Annotated in this window: 21 protein-coding genes; 6 read left to right on the top strand and 15 right to left on the bottom strand. The window is 65.1% G+C overall.

What is annotated here, in order from left to right:
- Positions 1 to 9: 9 nt before the first annotated feature.
- Together AC24YW_RS06885 and AC24YW_RS06890 are read right to left on the bottom strand one after the other, a co-directional pair.
- Complete coding sequence (locus AC24YW_RS06885) at positions 10 to 384, bottom strand: CsbD family protein (protein ID WP_035998251.1); 375 nt, start codon at positions 382 to 384, stop codon at positions 10 to 12.
- Between the two features lie 64 nt (positions 385 to 448).
- Positions 449 to 1,186 carry an SDR family NAD(P)-dependent oxidoreductase gene (locus AC24YW_RS06890; RefSeq protein WP_487482027.1) on the bottom strand — a complete coding sequence of 246 codons (738 nt, stop codon included), beginning with the start codon at positions 1,184 to 1,186 and terminating at the stop codon, positions 449 to 451.
- Positions 1,187 to 1,284: 98 nt separating this feature from the next.
- Between AC24YW_RS06890 and AC24YW_RS06895 the strand changes: the two genes are divergently transcribed.
- Complete coding sequence (locus AC24YW_RS06895) at positions 1,285 to 2,064, top strand: SDR family NAD(P)-dependent oxidoreductase (protein ID WP_487482028.1); 780 nt, start codon at positions 1,285 to 1,287, stop codon at positions 2,062 to 2,064.
- Positions 2,065 to 2,161: 97 nt separating this feature from the next.
- Complete coding sequence (locus AC24YW_RS06900; RefSeq protein WP_487482029.1) at positions 2,162 to 3,049, top strand: TauD/TfdA dioxygenase family protein; 888 nt, start codon at positions 2,162 to 2,164, stop codon at positions 3,047 to 3,049.
- 108 nt (positions 3,050 to 3,157) lie between these two features.
- Here the strand turns inward: AC24YW_RS06900 and AC24YW_RS06905 are convergent, their stop codons facing one another.
- Positions 3,158 to 3,802 (bottom strand): YqgE/AlgH family protein, encoded by a 645-nt coding sequence (locus AC24YW_RS06905; protein WP_487482030.1) that lies wholly within the window; start codon positions 3,800 to 3,802, stop codon positions 3,158 to 3,160.
- 142 nt (positions 3,803 to 3,944) lie between these two features.
- Here AC24YW_RS06905 and AC24YW_RS06910 point away from each other — a divergent pair, with 142 nt between their 5' ends.
- Positions 3,945 to 4,784 (top strand): protein-disulfide reductase DsbD domain-containing protein, encoded by an 840-nt coding sequence (locus AC24YW_RS06910; protein ID WP_487482031.1) that lies wholly within the window; start codon positions 3,945 to 3,947, stop codon positions 4,782 to 4,784.
- 129 nt (positions 4,785 to 4,913) lie between these two features.
- Positions 4,914 to 6,281, top strand: a complete 1,368-nt coding sequence (locus tag AC24YW_RS06915) for a flippase (RefSeq protein ID WP_487482582.1) — start codon at positions 4,914 to 4,916, stop codon at positions 6,279 to 6,281.
- 436 nt (positions 6,282 to 6,717) lie between these two features.
- On the opposite strand, the gene AC24YW_RS06920 is transcribed toward AC24YW_RS06915, so the two are convergent.
- The 12 genes from AC24YW_RS06920 to cysG form a co-directional block, all read right to left on the bottom strand.
- Entirely contained in the window at positions 6,718 to 7,506 is a 789-nt protein-coding gene (locus AC24YW_RS06920) for a 3-hydroxybutyrate dehydrogenase (RefSeq protein WP_487482032.1), read from the bottom strand.
- A gap of 1 nt (position 7,507) precedes the next feature.
- On the bottom strand, positions 7,508 to 8,683 hold the full coding sequence (locus AC24YW_RS06925) for a DUF3734 domain-containing protein (RefSeq protein WP_487482033.1): 1,176 nt from the start codon (positions 8,681 to 8,683) through the stop codon (positions 7,508 to 7,510).
- Between the two features lie 79 nt (positions 8,684 to 8,762).
- Positions 8,763 to 9,266 (bottom strand): CAP domain-containing protein, encoded by a 504-nt coding sequence (locus tag AC24YW_RS06930; protein ID WP_035998228.1) that lies wholly within the window; start codon positions 9,264 to 9,266, stop codon positions 8,763 to 8,765.
- 166 nt (positions 9,267 to 9,432) lie between these two features.
- Positions 9,433 to 10,467, bottom strand: a complete 1,035-nt coding sequence (locus AC24YW_RS06935; protein WP_487482034.1) for a sulfate/molybdate ABC transporter ATP-binding protein — start codon at positions 10,465 to 10,467, stop codon at positions 9,433 to 9,435.
- The gene (gene cysW, locus AC24YW_RS06940; protein WP_487482035.1) at positions 10,457 to 11,368 is read right to left on the bottom strand and encodes a sulfate ABC transporter permease subunit CysW; all 912 of its coding nucleotides are present in this window, start codon (positions 11,366 to 11,368) and stop codon (positions 10,457 to 10,459) included. The genes AC24YW_RS06935 and cysW overlap by 11 nt, the downstream gene beginning before the upstream one ends.
- A gap of 9 nt (positions 11,369 to 11,377) precedes the next feature.
- Positions 11,378 to 12,214 carry a sulfate ABC transporter permease subunit CysT gene (gene cysT / locus AC24YW_RS06945; RefSeq protein WP_197948075.1) on the bottom strand — a complete coding sequence of 279 codons (837 nt, stop codon included), beginning with the start codon at positions 12,212 to 12,214 and terminating at the stop codon, positions 11,378 to 11,380.
- A gap of 36 nt (positions 12,215 to 12,250) precedes the next feature.
- Positions 12,251 to 13,264 carry a sulfate ABC transporter substrate-binding protein gene (locus tag AC24YW_RS06950; RefSeq protein WP_487482036.1) on the bottom strand — a complete coding sequence of 338 codons (1,014 nt, stop codon included), beginning with the start codon at positions 13,262 to 13,264 and terminating at the stop codon, positions 12,251 to 12,253.
- A 108-nt stretch (positions 13,265 to 13,372) separates the two neighbouring features.
- On the bottom strand, positions 13,373 to 14,098 hold the full coding sequence (locus tag AC24YW_RS06955; RefSeq protein ID WP_487482037.1) for a phosphoadenylyl-sulfate reductase: 726 nt from the start codon (positions 14,096 to 14,098) through the stop codon (positions 13,373 to 13,375).
- The gene (locus AC24YW_RS06960) at positions 14,095 to 14,610 is read right to left on the bottom strand and encodes a DUF934 domain-containing protein (RefSeq protein WP_487482038.1); all 516 of its coding nucleotides are present in this window, start codon (positions 14,608 to 14,610) and stop codon (positions 14,095 to 14,097) included. The genes AC24YW_RS06955 and AC24YW_RS06960 overlap by 4 nt, the downstream gene beginning before the upstream one ends.
- Positions 14,597 to 16,252: a nitrite/sulfite reductase gene (locus AC24YW_RS06965; RefSeq protein WP_487482039.1), complete on the bottom strand. Its 1,656-nt coding sequence runs from the start codon at positions 16,250 to 16,252 to the stop codon at positions 14,597 to 14,599. Before AC24YW_RS06965 ends, AC24YW_RS06960 begins: the two co-directional genes overlap by 14 nt.
- A gap of 11 nt (positions 16,253 to 16,263) precedes the next feature.
- On the bottom strand, positions 16,264 to 16,581 hold the full coding sequence (locus AC24YW_RS06970; protein WP_487482040.1) for a DUF2849 domain-containing protein: 318 nt from the start codon (positions 16,579 to 16,581) through the stop codon (positions 16,264 to 16,266).
- Complete coding sequence (gene cysG, locus AC24YW_RS06975) at positions 16,578 to 18,002, bottom strand: siroheme synthase CysG (protein ID WP_487482041.1); 1,425 nt, start codon at positions 18,000 to 18,002, stop codon at positions 16,578 to 16,580. The genes AC24YW_RS06970 and cysG overlap by 4 nt, the downstream gene beginning before the upstream one ends.
- A gap of 244 nt (positions 18,003 to 18,246) precedes the next feature.
- On the opposite strand from cysG, the gene cysD reads away from it, so the two are divergent.
- On the top strand, positions 18,247 to 19,041 hold the full coding sequence (gene cysD / locus AC24YW_RS06980) for a sulfate adenylyltransferase subunit CysD (protein ID WP_035998209.1): 795 nt from the start codon (positions 18,247 to 18,249) through the stop codon (positions 19,039 to 19,041).
- A gap of 14 nt (positions 19,042 to 19,055) precedes the next feature.
- A complete protein-coding gene (gene cysC, locus AC24YW_RS06985; protein ID WP_487482042.1) occupies positions 19,056 to 20,972 on the top strand; it encodes an adenylyl-sulfate kinase in 1,917 nt (638 codons plus the stop codon).
- Positions 20,973 to 21,032 lie beyond the last annotated feature (60 nt).

Raw genomic sequence — 21,032 nt, forward strand, 5'->3', positions numbered from 1 at the left:
GAAGGGGGCCTAGCCGTAATAGCGCCAGCGTGACGGCGGGCGGCGGGCGGGACGCGACATCAGAAGCGCCAGCGCGAAGCCGATGCCGCCGGCAACCAGCAGCGCGCCGAGCGGATTGTCCTGCACCTTCTGCGCGATGGCCTTCGAACCGTCGCGGAACGTCTCGCCACTGTTCTCGTAGGCATCCTTGGCATAGCCCGCGGCCGTGTCCGTGGCGTCGCGCACGGCATCCTTGGCCTGGCCGTAGAGATTCTGCACCGTGCCCGCGGCCTCCCGCGCCTTGCCCGATGCCTGCGTCTTGGCATCGCCTGCCATGTCTCCGATCGCGCCTTCCGCGCGTCCGGCATATTCCTTCGCTGATCCAACAATCCGATCCGTGTCCATGATGATCCTCCTCGGGGGTCAGCCGAAGTAACCGATCAGACGCAGCGCGGTTCCTTAGGCGTGCCTATAGAATCAAGCCGCCATCGACGACCAGCGTCTGGCCGATGATGTAGGACGACAGCGGCGAGGCCAGGAACAGCGCCGCGCCCGCCATGTCGGCCGGCGTGCCCAATCGCCGCAGCGGGATGCGGGCTAGCGCGCCTTCGAGCCGCTTCGGATTGTCGGTCGTCACCTTCGTCATCTTGGTGTCGACGAGCCCTGGCGCGATGCCGTTGACGCGGATGCCGTCCTCGGCCCAGGCCTCGCCCAGCGTGCGCGTCAATCCGACGGCACCGGTCTTCGAGGCATTGTAGGCGGGATTGCCCATGGTGGAATGATAGGCCGCGGTCGAGGACACGATGATCAGCGCGCCCCTCGCGTCCCGCAACATGGAATGAAAGCGTGTCGCGCAGGCCATCAGGCTCATCAGATTGATCTCGACGACCTTGCGGAAACCCGCCATCTCGAATTCGCCGCGGCGGTAGATCACAGCGCCCTGCGCAAGCACCAGGACGTCGAGACGGTCGAACGACGGCTTGAATGCTTCGATCGCACCGGAATTGCCGACATCGAGCTGCGCGTAAGCAAGACCTTCGAGATCGGAGCCTTCGTCGGCTGAATATTCCGTTGCGCGAGCACGCGTGCCGCAAACCGCAACTGCTGCGCCCTTGGCGCGAAAGGCCTGCGCGATACCGTTGCCGATGCCGCTGGAACCGCCGACCACCAGCACATGCTTGCCTGAGAAATCGAGCTCGTTCGCCATTGTCGGCCTCCATTTTGTTTTTGCTTGTTTGACCTGTCTGCGGATCGATGCCAGCCTTGTCAATCATAACAAGAACCAGCTCGGCGCGAGGAAACAGCATGTCGGACTTCAGGGAGCTCAGCCGGTCCGTGAAGGGCCTCACCGTGCTCGTCACCGGAGCGGCCAGCGGCATGGGGCGCGCCACAGCGCGCGTGTTCGGAAACGAAGGCGCGAACGTCGCCGTCACGGATTTCGACGAGCAAGGCGCGCATGACGTCGCCAGGGAGATTGCGGCGAGCGGTGGCGCGGCAAGGGCGTGGAAGCTCGAAGTCGCCGACGGCGGCGAGATCAAGCGTGTGGTCGGCGAGGTCGCCGCGCATTTCGGCGCCCTCGACATCGTCGTCAACAACGCCGGCATCTCGTTGCGTGTCGCGATCGACGATGAGGGCTACGAGGACGCCTGGGCGAAGGGCATCGCCGTGATGCTGACGGCGCACCCTCGCATCATCCGCGCCGCGCTGCCCTACCTGCGCAAGTCGAAGAGCCCGCGCATCGTCAACGTCGCCTCGACCGAGGCGCTGGGCGCCACCGCATTGCACAGCCCGTATTCGGCCGCGAAGGGTGGCGTCGTCAGCCTCACCCGCTCGCTGGCGGTGGAGCTCGGCCGCGAGGGCATCACCGTCAACTGCATCTGCCCCGGACCGATCCGCACAAAAATCACCGATCGCATTCCCGAGGAGCACAAGACCATCTACGCCAAGCGCCGCACCGCACTCGGCCGTTACGGCGACCCTGAAGAGGTCGCGCATATGACGCTGAGCCTGTGCCTGCCGGCGGCGTCCTTCCTCACCGGCGCGGTGATCCCGGTCGACGGCGGGCTGATGGCGCGGAACGCGTGAGAGCCATGCGCGCGGCGCGTTGACATCGCCGGATGCGGGAGTCATTTTTGTCCACAAACAGAGCGGGGAAACCGCTCGTCAATGCGGGAGGAACGCCATGACCATCGCCATCCGGCAGCTTCAGAAACATTTCGTCGGCGAGGTGTCCGGCCTCGACTTGCGCAAGCCGCTCACGCCGGATGAGGCGCGCGAGATCGAGGCCGCCATGGACAAATACGCGGTGCTCGTCTTCCACGACCAGGACATCACCGACGAGCAGCAGATGGCGTTCGCGCTGAATTTCGGCCAGCGCGAGGAGGCGCGCGGCGGCAACATCACCAAGGCGGACGAACACCGCCTCACCTCGGGCCTGAACGACGTCTCCAACCTCGGCAAGGACGGCAAGCCGCTGCCCAAGGACAGTCGCGCCAATCTGTTCAACCTCGGCAATTGCCTGTGGCACTCGGACAGCTCGTTCCGGCCCATCCCCGCAAAGTTCTCGCTGCTGTCGGCGCGCGTGGTGAACCCGAAGGGCGGCAACACCGAGTTCGCCGACATGCGCGCGGCCTATGACGCGCTCGACGACGAGACCAAGGCGGAGATCGAGGATCTCGTCTGCGAGCACTCGTTGATGTATTCGCGGGGATCGCTCGGCTTCACCGAATACACCGACGAAGAGAAGGAGATGTTCAAGCCGGTGCTGCAACGGCTGGTGCGCACGCACCCCGTGCATCGCCGCAAGTCGCTTTACCTGTCATCGCATGCCGGCAAGGTCGTCGGCATGAGCGTGCCCGAGGGCCGGCTATTGCTGCGCGATCTGAACGAGCACGCCACGCAGCCTGAGTTCGTCTACGTGCACAAATGGAAGCTGCATGACCTCGTGATGTGGGACAACCGCCAGACCATGCACCGCGTCCGCCGTTACGACCAGTCGCAGCCCCGCGACATGCGCCGCGCGACGGTGGCGGGCACGGAGCCGACGGTGCAGCAGCAGGCGGCGGAGTAGGCAACACGCATCGTCATTGCGAGCAAAGCGAAGCAATCCAGAATGCATCCGCGGAGGGTTTTCTGGATTGCTTCATCGCTTCGCTCCTCGCAATGACGGCAGCGACAACTACGCGTGCCCGGCCTCGTTGGAGAGCATGCCGGGATCGATGCCGATCTTCTGCAAGGCGCGGTTGTACTTGTCGTCGACGTCGTCGCCGAAGATCAGATCCGCATCCGCGTCGCAATGCAGCCAGCCGTTGCTCTGGATCTCCGTCTCGAGCTGGCCCGGCGCCCAGCCGGCATAGCCGAGCGCGAGGATGGCGTGCTTGGGGCCGGAGCCGTTGGCGATGGCGCGCAGGATGTCGACCGTCGCGGTCAGGCAGACGCCGTCATCGATCCGCAGCGTGGCGTTCTCGATGTAGAAGTCGCTGGAATGCAGCACGAAGCCGCGCCCGGTATCGACCGGGCCGCCACGGAGCACCTTCATGCTTTCGGCGTTCTCCGGCAGCTTGATGTGCTCGCCCTTCTTGACGATGCCGAGCTGCTGCAACAGCTCCGGGAAGTCGATGCTGCCGGCGGGGTGGTTCACGATGATGCCCATCGCCCCCTCCGCCGAATGGGCGCAGAGATAGATCACCGAGCGCTCGAAGCGGGAATCGCCCATTACGGGCATTGCGATCAGGAGCCGGCCGTCGAGATACCCGCCGGAACTGGGCAGCGCGGCTCCCGAGCTGCGGGTGCTTTCGCCCGTCCTCTTTCCTGTGGGAGCCATCGCTCGAGCACTCCGGTTTCCATTCCTATCCTGATGTCGGGCCGGGCGGCTGTCAAATCAAGGCTTGCAGCAGCTTGATTCGAGTGCATCCATCACAAGCAATTCAATGGTTTGGCCCTGGGCGACCCTGTAAAGACGTGCCATGTCCAGCATTGTTCCCCTGCGTGCGGCGATTGGCGTCGCGACAACCCTGCTCGCGTCGTCGTTGGCCCTCGCCGCCCGTGCCGACGACGCATCGCCGTGGCAGCGCGATGGACATTCCGCGGTGCGGTTACTCGCGGGATCGCGCAGCGGCGCGGTGCTGCTCGGCGGTATCGCCTTCCAGCTCCAGCCCGGCTGGAAGACCTATTGGCGGTCGCCGGGCGATTCCGGCGTTCCACCCCGGTTCGACTTCTCCAAGTCCGACAATGTCGAAGCGGTGACGGTGATGTGGCCGGCACCGCTGAAGTTCGACGACGGCGCGGGCGGCCATTCGATCGGCTATCGCGACCAGGTGGTGCTTCCCCTGCGCATCGTCGCCAAGGCTGCGGACAAGCCGGTGACCTTACGCGCCGAGATCAACTACGCGGTCTGCGAGAAGCTCTGCATTCCCGTGGAGGCCAGTGCCGAGCTCGGCTTCAACAGCGTCGCCTCGACCGAGGATGCGAACCTGCGAGCGGCGCTCGACACCGTGCCGAAGCCCGCCAATATCGGCGACCCCAATCCGCTCACCATTCGCGACGTCAAGCTTGACGGGCCCAAGAACGTGGTGGTCGACGTGGTGGCGCCGGACGGCGGCAAGATCGACCTCTACGTGGAAGGGCCGACGCCCGATTGGGCGCTGCCGATTCCGGAGCCGGTCAAGAGCAGCCCGACCGGCGTGAAGCGCTTCTCGTTCGAGCTCGACGGCCTGCCGCCGGGCGCCAAGCCCGACGGCGCCGCGCTGAAGTTCACGCTGGTCGGGCCTGAGAAGGCGTACGAGTTCAACACGAATTTGCAGTGAGGCCCGGTCAACGCGAGTGAGTTGCCGGGCTCCAGCCAGGCGTGGGCCACGGCGTGCCGCCCAACCGAATCTTAACGAATGGTTGCTAATCCCTCAGCTGCCGCTGCAGGCCGCTGGGGATCGTTCGAATTGGCCGTGATGGATGCACCACCCGCAACGACCGGACCGGCCGGGCTGGTTGCGCGGCTGCGCGCCAAGCTCGCAGGCGGATCGAGCGAGGCGTCGCTGACGCGGCGGCTCGCCGGCACCATCTTCGTCATCCGCGTCATCAGCGCCGGCCTCGCTTACGTGTCGCAAGTGCTGCTGGCGCGCTGGATGGGGACGTCCGATTACGGCATCTACGTCTATGTCTGGACCTGGGTGCTGCTGCTCGGCAGCATGATGGATTTCGGCATCTCGGCCTCCGCGCAAAAGATCATTCCGGAATACCGCGCCATCGGCGCGCACGCGCTGCTGCGCGGTTTCCTCTCCGGCAGCCGCTGGCTGACCTTTGCCGTGTCGACGCTGGTCTCGCTCGGCCTTGCGGGCATCGTCAAATTGCTGTCGCCCTGGATCGATCCGGCCGAGGTGCTGCCGCTCTATATCGGTTGCATGACGCTGCCGGCTTTCGTCCTCGCCAACACCCAGGACGGCATCGCGCGCTCGCACGACTGGATGCGGCTCGGCCTGATGCCGCAGTTCATCATCCGTCAGGCGCTGATCATCGGCATCACGGCACTCGCCTTCCTGCTCGGCTATCATCTCGGCGCCGTCGCCGCGATGGTGGCGAGCCTGGGCGCGGTATGGATCGCTATGGCCGGGCAGTTGGTGGTGCTGAACCGCAAGCTCGCCGATCACATCGCGCCGGGACCGAAGGCCTATGACGTCAGGGGATGGCTCGCCGTCTCGCTGCCGATCCTGCTGGTCGAGAGCTTCTACCTGCTCCTGTCCTATACCGACGTGCTGGTGCTGCAGCAATTCCGTCCCTCGGACGAGGTCGGCGTCTATTTCGCCGTGGTGAAGACGCTGGCGCTGGTCTCGTTCATCCACTACGCGATGTCCGCGACGACGGCGCACCGCTTTGCCGAATACAACGCCAGCGGCGACAAGGCGCGGCTGTCGGCCTATGTCGCGCATGCCATCACCTGGACGTTCTGGCCGTCGCTGGCCGCGACCATCGTGCTGCTCGCGCTCGGCAAGCCGCTGCTGTGGCTGTTCGGGCCGCAATTCGTGATCGGCTACGACATCATGTTCGTGGCCGCGATCGGCCTCGTGGTGCGCGCCGCGATCGGTCCGGTAGAGCGCCTGCTCAACATGCTCGGCCAGCAGAAGATCTGCGCGCTCGCGTACGCGCTCGCCTTCGTGATGAACCTCGTGCTCTGCATCGCGCTGGTGCCGCGCTACGGCGGCCATGGCGCGGCGGCCGCGACCTCGATCTCGCTCACCTTCGAGACGGTGCTGCTGTTCTGGATCGTGCGGCAGCGGCTCGGCCTGCACGTGCTGGCGTTCGGACGCTAGCCCCAGGTCGAGATGATCGGAAAGGTCTTCGGCACCTGAGATAGTCGGGCATGGCCGCAAGCGACCTGCGAGATCTTCTGGAACGTGCCCAGACTTGGCCCGAAGAGGCCCAGAACGACTGGTTGCGATTGCCAGCGAAGGCGAGAGCGAACTGCTCGGCGGCGAGTATGTAGCGACGCAGGAAGAACTGCGAAGTATCGACCCTGCGTTAGCCTCGATAGATCGCGGCGAGTTGGCCACGGATGGCCGAGGTCGCAGAAGTCTTCGCGAAATTCAGGCGCGGATGAAGGTCGTCTGACCCGATCTGAGAAACGGCTATTTCGCAGTGGGCGCGGGAAGAGGTGAGACACCCAGTGCCGCTGACGCTAGTCGCGAGCAGCGGAGAATGGTGGGCACGGCGCTCACGCGCCTTTGCCCACCCTACGGCACCGTGCGCCTACTCCGCGGTCCAGCCGCCGTCGATCGAGAGGTTGGTGCCGGTGATCTGGGCGGCGTCGTCGCTGCACAGGAACAGGGCGAGAGCTGCGACCTGCTCGGAGGTGACGAACTCCTTGGTCGGCTGCGCATCGAGCAGCACGTCGTTGATGACCTGCTCGCGCGTCAGATTGCGCGCCTTCATGGTGTCGGGGATCTGCTTCTCGACCAGCGGGGTCCAGACGTAGCCGGGGCTGATGCAGTTGCAGGTGATCTTGTGGGTCGCAACCTCCAGCGCCACGGTCTTGGTGAGGCCGGCAATGCCGTGCTTGGCCGAGACGTAGGCCGACTTGAACGGCGAGGCCACCAGCGAGTGCGCCGACGCCGTGTTGATGATGCGGCCCCAGCCCTTCTTCTTCATGCCGGGCACCGCGGCGCGGATGGCGTGGAAGGCCGAGGACAGATTGATCGCGATGATCTGGTCCCACTTCTCGAGCGGAAATTCCTCGATCGGCGAGACGAACTGGATGCCGGCATTGTTGACGAGGATATCGACCGAGCCGAACGACTTCTCGCCGAGCGCGATCATGCCGGCGATCTCGGCGGGCTTGGTCATGTCGGCCGGCGAGTAGACCGCCTTGACGCCGAAATCGGATTCGATCTTGACGCGCTCCTTCTCGATGTCCTCGGCCGAGCCGAAGCCATTGATGACGACGTTGGCACCGGCGGCGGCGAAGGCGCGCGCGTAGGCGAGCCCGATACCGCTGGTCGATCCGGTCACGACGGCGTTCTTGCCTGACAGAGTACCCATTCTATTCGCTCCTTTTTGCCGGGGGCGCGGTGACGTCCCCCGTGAGATCGTAGGTCACCATTGTCTCGCCGGACTGCGGCCGCTCCAGCCAGTCCTTGTGGCGCATCGACAGGTGCACGTCGCGCACGCCGGCTTCCCAATGCTCGACCATGGCAATGCGCGAGAAATCATAATCCTTGGACGAGGATTCGTAGTTCTTGCTGCGGTAGATCAGATGCACCACGGTGACGGTGCTTTCGCGCGACACTTTCGCCAGGAATTCGACGGACGGATCGTTCTTGAGATAGTCCGGCAATTTGCCGATCAGATCGCGCACGGCCCGGCGGGCGTTGTGCAGCTGCTTGTTCTTGTCGGTGTTCATCCGCGTGCGGCTGGAATAGCGGATGTCCTTCTCGCGCTCGGCCGCCTCCAGCAGCGAGCTCGGCAGGTCGCCGCGCGCGGAAAACAAATCGACCTGGAAGATCAGCATGTCGCGTTCGAGCTCGGCATCGAGCACGTAGTCGAGCGGGGTGTTGGAGGCGATACCGCCGTCCCAATAATGCTCGCCGTCGATGACCACGGAGGGAAAGCCCGGCGGCAGCGCGCCGGAGGCCATGATGTGCTCGGGGCCGATCTTCTTGCCGAGCTTCTTGAACGCGTAATTGTCGAAATATTTGAAGTTGCCCGAGGTGACGCCGACCGCGCCGACCGACAGGCGTGTCTTCAGATCGTTGATGCGGTCGAAATCGACGAGACGCTCCAGCGTCTTCTTCAGCGGCGAGGTATCGTAATAGCTCTCGGCCTCGGGATGTCCCGGCGGCCACAGCGGCGCCGGTGGAATGCGCGGCGTGAAGAAGCCGGGCACGCCGAAGGTCGCAATCAGCGCGGCACTGGTGGAATTGAACAGCTCGCGGCTGCGGTCGCTCTTGCCGACCGGCTTCCACGGCACCGGAGCCGACACCATTTCCCAGAATTCCTTGAGCCGCTCGACGCGGGTGTGCCCCTCGTTGCCGGCGATGATGGCGGCATTGACCGCGCCGATCGAGATGCCGGCGACCCATTCCGGATCGAAGCCGTAGCCGCACAGCGCCTGGAAGGCGCCAGCCTGGTACGAGCCGAGCGCGCCGCCGCCCTGGAGGACCAGAACGCGTTGCGCATTCACCGGGAGTGTTGCGATTTGCGGACTATGATCGGTCATGCGGGAACAATAGCAAAGGGCGAGCCACCGTGGCGACACTCCGCCGCGACGTCAATGCACCCCCGGGATCAAGTCTGGCTTATCGAGGCTCCGTCGAGGCCAGGATCATGGTCCAGAACACCTTGTATTTGGTGCCCGGAGCATAGCTCGCTGCGATGCCTAATTTTGTGACACCGCTCTTGAGCATGTTCGCGCGGTGCGGAGGCGAGTCGCGCCAGCCGGAAAACGCTTCCGCCAGCGTATGATAGCCGGCCGAGATGTTCTCGACGGCGACGGTGGCGGGATAACCGCCGGAGGCCAGACGCTTGGCCAGCGGCGCGCGGACGTCGTGGTCCATCTTGTTGGCTGCCGCCATCGCGCCCGACTGGGATTCGGCGAGCCGAGTCAAATCCGGGTCGACCACGACCGTGCCGAGCCCATTGTTCTGGCGGTATTGCGAAATCATGATCGCAGCCGCCTGGACGTCGAGCTTGGAGCCCGGGACCGCCATGTCGGCATACATCGACGGCTGCTGGACCGGTGCTTCGTTGCCGGCACAGCCGGCGAGCAGCAACATGATGAGAATTGCGGCCGCAGCGCGCATGAATCAGAGCCCCCAAATGAGGGGCAGTTGTTGCATACCAACAATGGCTGAAAGGTGAATTTTGAAGAGAATTGACGAAGTCGTTCCGGGGCGATGCATAGCATCGAACCCGGAATCTCGAGATTCCGGGTCTGGTCCTTCGGACCATCCCGGAATGACGGCGGGCTTAGCCCGCAAATATCCGGTAGCGGCGCGGATTGAGGCCGATCGTATCGCCGGCGCGCAGTTCCTTGTCGCGGGGGGCATCGATCTCGATGGTCTCGCCGCCGGACAGGGCCACTTCCGCCCGCTGCACCGGGCCAAAATTGCGGACGTGCTGGACCGCGCCCTCGAAGGCACCGCTGCCGGGCGGGCCGACCAGCATGTCATGTCGCCGCACGAACAGCTTTGACGCGCCAGGCGCAAGCCCTTCGGCCGCCAGATCGAGCTGCCGGTCGCCGAGCCGGACCGCGCCATCTCCGATCTGAACCGGCAGCACGATGGATTCGCCGATGAAGCCATGCACGAAGGCCGTCGCCGGATTGTCGTAGACGTCGTCAGGCGAGCCGATCTGCTCGATCCGTCCCTTGTCCATCACCACGACGCGGTTGGCGACTTCCAGCGCCTCCTCCTGGTCGTGCGTGACGAAGATCGAGGTGACATGGATCTCGTGATGCAGCGAGCGCAGCCATTTGCGCAGCTCCTTGCGCACCTTGGCGTCGAGCGCGCCGAAGGGTTCATCGAGCAGGAGGATGCGCGGCTCGATCGCGAGCGCGCGGGCGAGCGCGATGCGCTGACGCTGACCGCCGGAGAGCTGGCTCGGATAGCGGTCGGCGAGCCAGTCGAGCTGCACCAGATCGAGCAGCTCCTTGACGCGAGCCCGGATCGCAGCCTCGTCCTTTCGGACCGCGCGCGGCTGCACGCGGAGGCCAAAGGCGACGTTCTCGAACACCGTCATGTGGCGGAACAGCGCATAATGCTGGAACACGAATCCGACGTGGCGCTCGCGGGCTCCTTGCGCCAGCGCGTCCTCACCGTTGAAGAAGACTTCGCCCGAGTCCGGCCAGTCGAGGCCGGCGATGATCCGCAGCAAGGTGGTCTTGCCGGAGCCGGACGGGCCGAGCAGCGCCAGCAGCTCACCGTCATTGACCTTGAGATCAACGCCGTCGAGGGCTGCAAAACTGCCGAATTTCTTGACGAGATTCTTGACTTCAATGGTCACGGGGCTCGTGTCCTTCGTCCAGATGACGTTCGAGAACGGTTTTTGCGATCAGCGTGACGAGCGCCAGCATCGCGAGCAGCGAGGCGATCGCGAACGCGGCGACGAACTGGTATTCGTTATAGAGGATCTCGACCAGGAGCGGCATGGTGTTGGTCTCGCCGCGGATGTGGCCGGAGACGACGGAGACCGCACCGAACTCGCCCATCGCGCGCGCGTTGCAGAGCAGGACGCCGTAGAGCACGCCCCATTTGATGTTGGGCAGGGTGACGCGGAAGAAGGTCTGCAGGCCGGAGGCGCCGAGCGAGATCGCGGCCTCCTCCTCCTGCGTGCCCTGCTCCTGCATCAGGGGGATCAGCGCGCGCGCCACGAAGGGGAAGGTCACGAAGGTGGTGGCGAGGGCGATGCCGGGGACCGCGAACAGGATCTGGATGTCGTGCTCGCGCAGCCAGCTGCCGAAATAGCCTTGCGCGCCGAACAGCAGCACGAAGACGAGGCCGGAGATCACCGGGCTGACCGAGAACGGAAGGTCGATCAGCGTGATCAGGAAGGTCTTGCCCGGGAATTCGAATTTTGCAATCGCCCAGGCGGCGACGAGGCCGAACACCAGATTGAGCCCGACGGAGATCGCCGCGACGATCAACGTCAGCTTGATCGCGGCCATCGCCTCCGGCTCGGCGAGCGCGGCGAAATAGGCGAGGACGCCGCGCGAAAATGCCTGCGCGAACACGACGACGAGCGGCAGCACGACGAAGACGGTGAGAAACAGCAACGCCAGCGTGATGATGGCGATGCGGACGGCGCGCGGCTCGGTGCGCAAATTGTTCCGCGCTGCCGCCGCGTGCGCGCGTGCCTTCGAGCCGGAGGCCGAGAGCGACACGGAATCTGCGATCTGCATCGTCATGGTCCGCCCTCAGCGCGCCGGGATCCGGCTCTGCGCCCAGCGCTGGAGCCGATTGACCGCGAAGATGATGACGAAGGAGACGACCAGCATGACCACCGCAATCGCGGTCGCATCGGCGTAACGGAATTCGGACAGGCGGATCACGATCAAGAGCGGCGCGATCTCGGAGACGTTGGGCAGATTGCCGGCGATGAAGATCACCGAGCCGTATTCACCGACCGCGCGGGCGAAGGCCAGCGCGAGCCCCGTGAGCAGCGCCGGCGCGAGCGATGGCAGGATCACGCGGACGATGGTCTGCCAGCGGCTGGCCCCCAGGCTGCCCGCGGCCTCCTCGATTTCGGGGTCGAGATCCTGCAGCACCGGCTGCACGGTGCGAACAACGAACGGAATGCCGATGAAGATCATGGCGACGAAGATGCCGACCGGCGTGAACGCCACCTTGAGGCCGAGCGCGGCGAGCGGCGCCCCCAACCAGCCCTTCTCGGCGAACAGTGCCGTCAGCGCGACGCCGGCCACCGCCGTCGGCAGCGCAAACGGCACGTCGACGATGGCATCGAAGATGCGGCGGCCGGGGAAGCGGTAGCGCACCAGCGCCCAGACGATGATGCTGCCCATCACCAGATTGACGCAGGCCGCCGCAAAGGCGAGGCCGAACGAGACGCGGAGCGCGTTCAGGGTGCGGCGGCTGGAGAGGATGTTCCAGAACTGCTCGGGACTGAGCTCGAGCGATCTCAGGAACAGGCCGGCGAGCGGAATCAGGATGATCACGGACAGCCAGGAAAGCGTCAGTCCCATGGTGAGACCGAAGCCCGGCAATGTCCGGCGTCGTGCTGCGAGTGCGCTCACCAGGCCCCCTGCTAAGCCCCCTACCACAGCGCCCGATCAGTTCTTGTAAATCTGATCGAAAACGCCGCCGTCTCCAAAATGTTCCTTCTGTGCCTTGGTCCAGCCGCCGAAGACATCGTCGATCGTGAACAGCTCGACCTTGGCGAAGGCGTTCTCGTATTTCTTCGCGGTTTCGACGTCGCGAGGACGGTAGAAATTGCGGGCGGCGATTTCTTGCGCTTCCTTGGTATACCAATAATGCAGGTAAGCGTCAGCCGCATTCCGGGTGCCTTTTTTGTCGGCAACCTTGTCGACGATGGTAACCGGCGGTTCGGCGAGGATCGATTGCGGCGGCGACACGATCTCGAACTTGTTCGCACCGAACTCTTTGAGGGCCAGGAACGCCTCGTTCTCCCAGGCCAGCAGCACGTCACCGACGCCGCGCTCGACGAAGGTCACGGTGGAGCCCCGCGCGCCGGTATCGAGCACCGGCACCTGCTGGAAGAGCTTGCCGACGAACTCCTTGGCCTTGTCGGCCGAACCGTATTTCTTCTGCGCAAAGCCCCAGGCCGCCAGATAATTCCACCGGGCACCGCCCGAGGTCTTCGGGTTCGGCGTGATGATGGCAACGCCCGGCTTGATCAGATCGTCCCAGTCCTTGATGCCCTTGGGATTGCCCTTACGCACCAGGAAGACGATGGTCGAGGTATAGGGTGATGAATTCTGCGGCAGCCGCTTCTGCCAATCCGCCGCGATGAGACCCTTGTTCGCAATCGCATCGATGTCGTAGGCGAGCGCAAGCGTCACCACATCGGCCTGCAAGCCGTCGATCACCGCGCGTGCCTGCGAGCCGCTGCCGCCGTGCGACTGCTTGATCTCGACGCTCTTGCCGGTTTCCTTCTGATAGGCGGATGCGAACGCCTTGTTGAACTCGGCATAGAGCTCGCGCGTCGGATCATACGATACGTTCAGCAAATTGATGTCGGCGGCCAGGGCCGAGCCTGCCCAGAGCCCCGTCGCAAGCAATCCTGCGGCGAGCGGAACGATACGGCGCATCATGTCCATCTCCATTCACCTCGACGACATCGGCGTCATCGACGGCAGGCATAACTCGTGGCGAAACGCTCTTGTGTCAACGGAACCCGATTTTCTTGTTCGCTGGCTCGCAGCGTGACTGTGCTACGAAGTCTTCATCGTGTGGATGCCGCATTCTGTCTTGGCCCGGCCGCGCCACCGGCCGGCGCGTGCATCCTCGCCTTCGCTCGTTCGGCTGGTGCAAGGCATACACCCAACTGACAGGAATCCTGACACAACCAGAGGGTGCCGCGGCAATTTGGCGCGGGTGAAGATCGCCTCGATCTCCTCGCGCGAGACGTTGGCGAAGGGATTGAACTTGAGGCGCGCGCCATCGTCCTCGACGACCGGAATGTCAGCGCGCGCATTGCCCTGGAAGCGCTTGCGGCCGTTGAGCCAGGCATCGAACGGCTTCAGCGCACGCGCCAGCGGCTCGACCTTGCGGATGCGGCAGCAGGCGTCAGGATCGGAGAACCAGAGCTCGCGATCGGGATCGTCGCGCGACAGCGTCTCCTCGGCCGGCTTGATCGAGCGGACGTCCTTCAGGCCCAGCGTCGCAATGAGCGTATCGCGATAGGCCAGCGTCTCCTCGAACAACCAGCCGGTGTCGAGAAAGATCACGGGGATCGCCGGATCGACGTCCGCCATGACCTTCAACAGCGTCGCCGATTCGGTGCCGAAGGACGACACCAGCGCAAGCTTGTCGCGCCCCACCGTCCTGAGCGCCGCGGCAATGACCTCTGCGGGCGAGGCATCGCGCAAGGCGCGATCGAGCTCGTCCGCCGAAGGTAGCGCAGACACGGGGGAAACCTGAGGCGCGATCGCATTCACGTGCCGACCCCTTCGGAGTGGCGCAGCTGCATGCGCCGGTGCAGCGCGGTGATGCGGCCATCGCCGGTCGGCTGGTAGAACACCGAATAGCGCTTCGCGGTCTGCATGAAGGCCTCCGCGTCGGCCTGCTTCTTGACCTCGAAGGCATCGAAGCCGGCACGCAGCATGAACACGAACTGATCGCGCAGCACCTGACCGGTCGCGCGCAACTCGCCGCGATAATTGTAGCGCTCGCGCAGCAGGCGGGCCTGGCTGTAGGCACGCCCGTCGCGGAAGGTCGGGAACACCAGCGCGACCGCGGCAATCTTGCCGAGATGCGGCACGAGCTCGCTGATGTCGCGATTGTTGGGCCAGATCACGCCGACCTTGCCCGGCCGCTTGAGCAGCACGTCGGCTTCGCCGAGGAAGCGCTCGGCGGGCACCAGGATGTCGCCGCCCGCAGGGACCGGAGTATCGACGGCGAGCTTGACGAAGCGGTCGTCCGTGATCTTTCCGCCGTTAACGAGTGGCATAGACGCGCTCCTTGAAGGGTTCGACGCCGAGGCGCTTCACCGTGTCCATGAACAGCTCTTCGGGCCGCTCGCGCAGCGCCAGATAGGCTTCCACGATGTCCTCGACCACGTCGGCGACCTCGTCGAACTTGACGCCGGGACCGATCAGGGTGCCGAGCGCGGCGTTCTCGTCGGCACGGCCGCCGATGGTGATCTGGTAGACCTCCTCGCCGTTCTTCTCGACGCCGAGAATGCCGATATGGCCGACATGGTGATGGCCGCAGGCATTGATGCAGCCGGAGATGTTGATGTGCAGACGGCCGATCAAATTGGCGAGCTCGTGATTGGCGAAGCGCCGCGTCAGCTCCTGCGCGATCGGGATCGAGCGGGCATTCGCCAGCGAGCAATAATCGAGCCCGGGGCAGGCGATGATGTCGGTGATCAAGTTGACGTTGGGGGTCGCCAGCCCGAGCTTGTCGAGCGCCTTCCACAGCGCCGGCAGGTCGCGCTTGGAGACGTGCGGCAGCGCCAAATTCTGCTCGTGGCCGACGCGGATCTCGCCGAAGGAATATTTGTCGGCAAGATCTGCCAGCGCGTCCATCTGCTCGGCCGTGGCATCGCCCGGAGGCCCGCCGGTCGGCTTCAGCGAGATCGTGACGATGGAGTAGCCCTGCACCTTGTGCGGGGCCACCGAGTTCTTGCGCCATGCCTCGAAATCAGGGTCGGCCGCGGACTGGCGCAGTTCGTCCGGCATGTGCGGCAGCTTCTCGTAAGCAGGATAGGTGAAGCGCGAGCGGATGTCCTCAATCACCTCGTCGTCGATCTGGAGCGAGGAGTTGCGAATGTGCTGCCACTCGTCCTCGACCTCGCGCGAGAACTTTTCGATGCCGAGCTCGTGCACCAGGATCTTGATGCGCGCCTTGTAGATGTTGTCGCGGCGGCCATACTGGTTGTAAACCCGTAGGATCGCCTCGATGTAGCTGAGGATGTCGCGGCCGTGCACGAAGTGCTTGATGGTCTTGGCGATGAACGGCGTGCGGCCGAGACCGCCGCCGACCAGCACCTCGAAGCCGGTCTCACCCTTCTCGTTCTTGATCAGCCGCAGGCCGATGTCGTGGATCTTGATCGCGGCGCGGTCGTGATCCGAGGCGGTGATCGCGATCTTGAACTTGCGCGGCAGGAACGAGAATTCCGGATGCAGCGTGGTGTGCTGGCGGATCAGCTCCGACCAGATGCGCGGGTCCTCGATCTCGCCCGGCGCGACGCCGGCCCACTGATCGGAGGTGACGTTGCGCATGTTGTTGCCGGAGGTCTGCATCGCATGGATGCCGACCTTTGCGAGGTCTTCGAGCGCATCCGGCAGCTCGGCGAGCTTGATCCAGTTGAACTGGATGTTCTGCCGCGTGGTGAAGTGGCCGTAGCCGCGGTCGTATTTGCGCGCGACATGCGCAAGCGCCCGCATCTGGTTCGTCGCCAGCGTGCCGTAGGGGATCGCGACGCGGAACATGTAGGCGTGCAGCTGCAGATAGACGCCGTTCTGAAGCCGCAGGATCTTGAACTCGTCCTCGGTGAGCTCGCCGGACAGGCGCCGCTTCACCTGGTCGCGGAACTCCGAGACGCGCTCGTTGACGAGCGTGCGGTCGATTTCGTCGTAAGCATACATGAGTGCGTGCCTTAAGCCTGGGCCGGCTGCCCGATTGTGACGCCGGTGCGGCGAATCTGTTCGCGCAGATTGCCGGGCAGGACCTTGCCATCGTCGCCGATCTGCACTGGCGCGATATAGGGGCCGATGGCGCCGACGTCATCGGCCACGGCTTCGGCAAGCAACGCCTTGGCCTCGTCGGAGTTGCGCACGATCGCGGCTTCCGACAGCTCGGCGGACCAGCTCTTGGCGGCGGTGCGGTAGACCACGATGCCGTCCCAGGTACGGTTGGCAGTCACGACCGAGGGACCGGCGATACGGATCTTCTTTTGTTCGAGCGGAGAGGTCATTCGGCTGCATCCAATAGGTCAGAGATGATGTGTTTGGGTGTCTGGCGGCGAAGCGAGCCGGCATGCCGGACCACGTCGCCGATGATGAGGATGGCGGGGCCGCCATGGATCCGCCGCACCAGTTCCGGCAGGTCGCGCAGCGTGCCGATCGCGCCTTGCGCATCGGGCCGCGTGACGCGGGCGAACACGCCGACTGGCGTCTCCGGCGAGCGGCCGGCCGCGAACAGGCCGGCGCGCACAGCAGGCGCTGCGGTCATGCCCATGTAGACGACGACGGTCATCTTCGTATCGGTCAGCGTCGACCAGTCCACGTTCTCGGCATCGCGCGCCTTGTGCGCGGTGAGGAAGGTGATGCGGGTCGCTTCGCGACGATAAGTAAGCGGCACCTCGAAATCGGCAGCGCCGCCGAGCCCTGCGGTGATGCCGGGAATGATCGAATAGGCGACGCCGGCGGCGCGCAACGCTTCCACCTCTTCGCCGCCGCGGCCGAACACGAAGGGATCGCCGCCTTTCAGCCGCACGACGCGCTGGCCCGATTGCGCGGCCTCGATCATGCGCTTGTTGATGGCATCCTGGCCGATGCCGGGCTTGCCGACGCGGCGGCCGACCGCAACGCGCGTGGTGTCGCGGCGGATGCGGTCGAGAATCTCGGGCGAGACGAGCTCGTCATGGAAGACGATGTCGGCGTCCTGCAGCGCGCGCAGCGCCTTGATGGTGAGCAGATCGGGATCGCCGGGACCGGCGCCGACCAGCGCGACCGAGCCTTCCGGCTTGTCCGCGCGGGCGAAGTCGGAGGGATCTGAAATGGCCTTGAGCGTAGCGTCCGCCTCGGCCTTCCGGCCGGCGAGCACGGCGGCACCGATCGGACCGTCGATGACGCGCTCCCAGAAGCGGCGGCGCAGCGGAAATTCGGCGATGCGCTCGTTGATCGACTTGCGGAAGGTGCCGATGAACTCGGCGAGCTCGCCGATGCGCGCCGGCAGCAGTGCCTCGATCTTCTCGCGCACGCGCCGCGCCACCACCGGGGATGTGCCGCCGGTGCCGACCGCCACCACGACGTCGCCGCGATCGACGATCGCGGGGAAGATGAAGCTGGAATGCTCGAGGTCGTCCATGACGTTGACGGGCAGGCCAGCGGCCTTGGCGCGCGCCGACATGGCCACACCGACATCGCCTGCGCCCGCGCAGACCACGGCGATGACGCCCGAAAGATCCGCCGTGAGCGGATCGGCTGCCGCGATCTCGATGCGCGCCGCGTCTTCGAAAGCGAGGCCGAAGTCATGATTGCCGTCGATCGCATGCACGCGCAGGCGCGCGCCGGCAGCGGCGAGCACGCGCAGCTTGGCGCGCAAAAGCTCGCCCGCTCCGATGAGGACCACGGGGCCGGCCTTGAGATCGAGAAACACCGGCAAGAACCGCATGCGATACTCGCTTCCCCACAAACGGGGTTGACTGGAATTATTTTCTATATATGTCTCGTTTCGAGCGCGCAAAGAGAAAATTTTTTCTTCTCTTCCGCACTGCAACTATAGAATTTTCGCCTCCAAACGCAAAGTGGCAGAGATGCATCTTCTCAAGGACGATTCCGCTGCTGATCGACTGAGCGATCCGGTGCTGGCCGAGCGCGTGCGCGCGCAAGAATTTTCTGCCGAACTTGCCCCGAGCATGGACCATCTCGACCAGCTCGAAGCGCAGAGCATCTACATCTTCCGTGAGGCCTTTGCCCGGCTGAAGAAGATCGCCCTGTTGTGGTCCCTCGGCAAGGACTCCAACGTCATGATCTGGCTGGCGCGGAAAGCCTTCTTCGGCAAGATGCCGTTCCCGGCCCTTCACGTCGATACCGGCAAGAAGTTTCCGGAGATGTATCGCTTCCGCGATCATTACGGCAAGGAATGGGATCTCGATCTGCGCGTCGAGCCCTGCCCGCCGATCGATGCCGTCGACCCAACGCTGCCGCCGGCCGCCCGTTCCGCCGCGCGCAAGACCGAGGGCCTCAAGATGGCGCTGGCAAAGTATGGCTTCGACGGCCTGATCGCCGGCATCCGCCGCGACGAGGAAGCAACGCGCGCCAAGGAGCGCGTGTTCTCGCCGCGCGGGCTCGAGGGCAATTGGGATGTGCGCGACCAGCCGCCGGAGTTCTGGGATCATTTCAACGCCTCGCCGCCGCAAGGCGCTCACTTGCGCATCCATCCGATCCTGCATTGGACCGAGGCCGACATCTGGGCCTACACCAAGCGCGAGAACATCCCGATCATTCCGCTGTACCTCGCCAAGAACGGCAAGCGCTATCGCTCGCTCGGTGACCAGGACATCACCAACCCGGTCGCCTCGAACGCCTCCAACATCGACGAGATCCTGATCGAGCTCGAGCAGACCAAGGTGCCGGAGCGCTCGGGACGCGCGCTCGACCACGAGACCGAGGACGCTTTCGAGCGTCTTCGCGTCGCCGGTTACCTCTGATCAGGGACGCGACCATGAATATGATCGTCACATCAGCCCCGCCCAGCACGCCGAACGGCACGACGCGACCGCAGGTCCGCATCGTCATCGTCGGCCATGTCGACCACGGCAAGTCGACGCTGGTCGGCCGCCTCCTGCACGAGACCGGCAGCCTGCCGGAGGGCAAGCTCGACATGCTCAAGGCCGTCAGCGCGCGGCGCGGCATGCCGTTCGAATGGTCGTTCCTGCTCGACGCGCTGCAGACCGAGCGCGACCAGGGCATCACCATCGACACCACGCAGATCCGCTTCCGCACCAATTCGCGGGACATCGTGCTGATCGATGCGCCCGGCCACGCCGAATTCCTGCGCAACATGATCACCGGCGCCTCGCAGGCCGACGGTGCGGTGCTGATCATCGACGCGCTGGAAGGAGTGCGCGACCAGACCAGGCGGCACGGCTATCTCCTGCACCTGCTCGGCGTGAAGCAGGTCGCAATCGTCGTCAACAAGATGGACCGCGTGGAATTCTCCGCCGCACGCTTCAAGGAGATCAGCGACGAGATTTCCGCGCACCTGAACGGCCTCGGCGTGACGCCCACGGCGGTGATCCCGATCTCGGCGCGCGACGGCGACGGCGTCGCTGAGCGTACCGACCGCATCTCTTGGTACAAGGGGCCGACCGTGGTCGAGGCGCTTGATCGCCTCGAGCCGGCGCGTCCTCTGGAAGCGCTGGCGCTGCGGTTGCCGGTGCAGGCGATCTACAAGTTCGACGACCGCCGCATCGTCGCCGGCCGCATCGAATCCGGCAGCCTGATTGCGGGCGACGAGATCGTGATCATGCCCGCGGGCAAGATCGCCAAGATCAAGACGGTCGAGAGCTGGCCGATGACGCCGGTCGCGGGACGGCAGGGCGCGGGCCGCTCGGTCGGCATCACGCTCGACCGTGAATTGTTCATCGAGCGCGGCGACATCATCGCGCATGCGGGCACTGCCCCGCGCGAGACGCGGCGGCTGCGCGCGCGGATCTTCTGGCTGCACGACAAGCCGCTGGCCAAGGGCGACCAGCTTTTGGTGCGCTGCGGACCAAAGGAAAGCCGCGCAACCGTCGTCGCCATCGAGAAGGCGGTCGATCCCGGCGAGCTCTCGAGCAGCGAGAACAAGGCGATCGGCCGCAACCATGTCGGCGAGATCGACATCTCCCTGTCCAATCCGATCGCGGCCGATCCCTACACCGAAAATCCGCGCACCGGCCGCCTCGTGATCGAGGTATCCGGGCGCATCGCCGGCGGCGGCCTGGTGCTGTCGGTCGATGCCGGTCAGCGTGCCGTGCCCGTCGACATCGTGCCGGTGGAATCGGCGCTGCGGCCCGACGAGCGCTCGGCCCGCTACCGCCACAACGGTGCCGTGGTCTGGCTCACCGGCCTACCCGCCTCGGGCAAGTCGACGCTGGCGCGGGCGCTGGAGCGGCGCCTCTTCACCAATGGCGGCTCGCCGATCCTGCTCGACGGCGACACGCTGCGCGCCGGGCTCAACAGCGATCTCGGCTTCTCCGCCACGGATCGGAGCGAGAACATCCGCCGTCTCGCCGAGGTCGCGACGCATCTCGCCCGCAACGGCCACATCGCCATCGTCGCGGCGGTCTCGCCCGCGCGCGAAGATCGCGCCGCCGCGCGTCGCATCGCCGACACCGCGTTCCGCGAGATCCATGTCGCTACTCCGGCCGGGGTCTGCGAGGAGCGCGATCCCAAGGGCCATTACAAGAAGGCCCGCGCCGGCGCCCTCGCCTCGTTCACCGGCATCGGCAACGACTACGAGACGCCTGAGGCGGCCGAGCTCGTGATCGATACGTCGAAGCGGACGGTCGCGGAAGCGGCCGACGAGATCGAGCAGATGCTGAAGGCATCAGGCGTGCTGTTCGACGAAGTCGTGGACCTCGCCGCGAATATCTGAGGCTGTCCTTGTTTCTCCGCTGTCGTCGCCCGGCTTGACCGGGCGACCCAGTATTCCACC

This window comes from Bradyrhizobium sp. USDA3516, assembly GCF_057651995.1.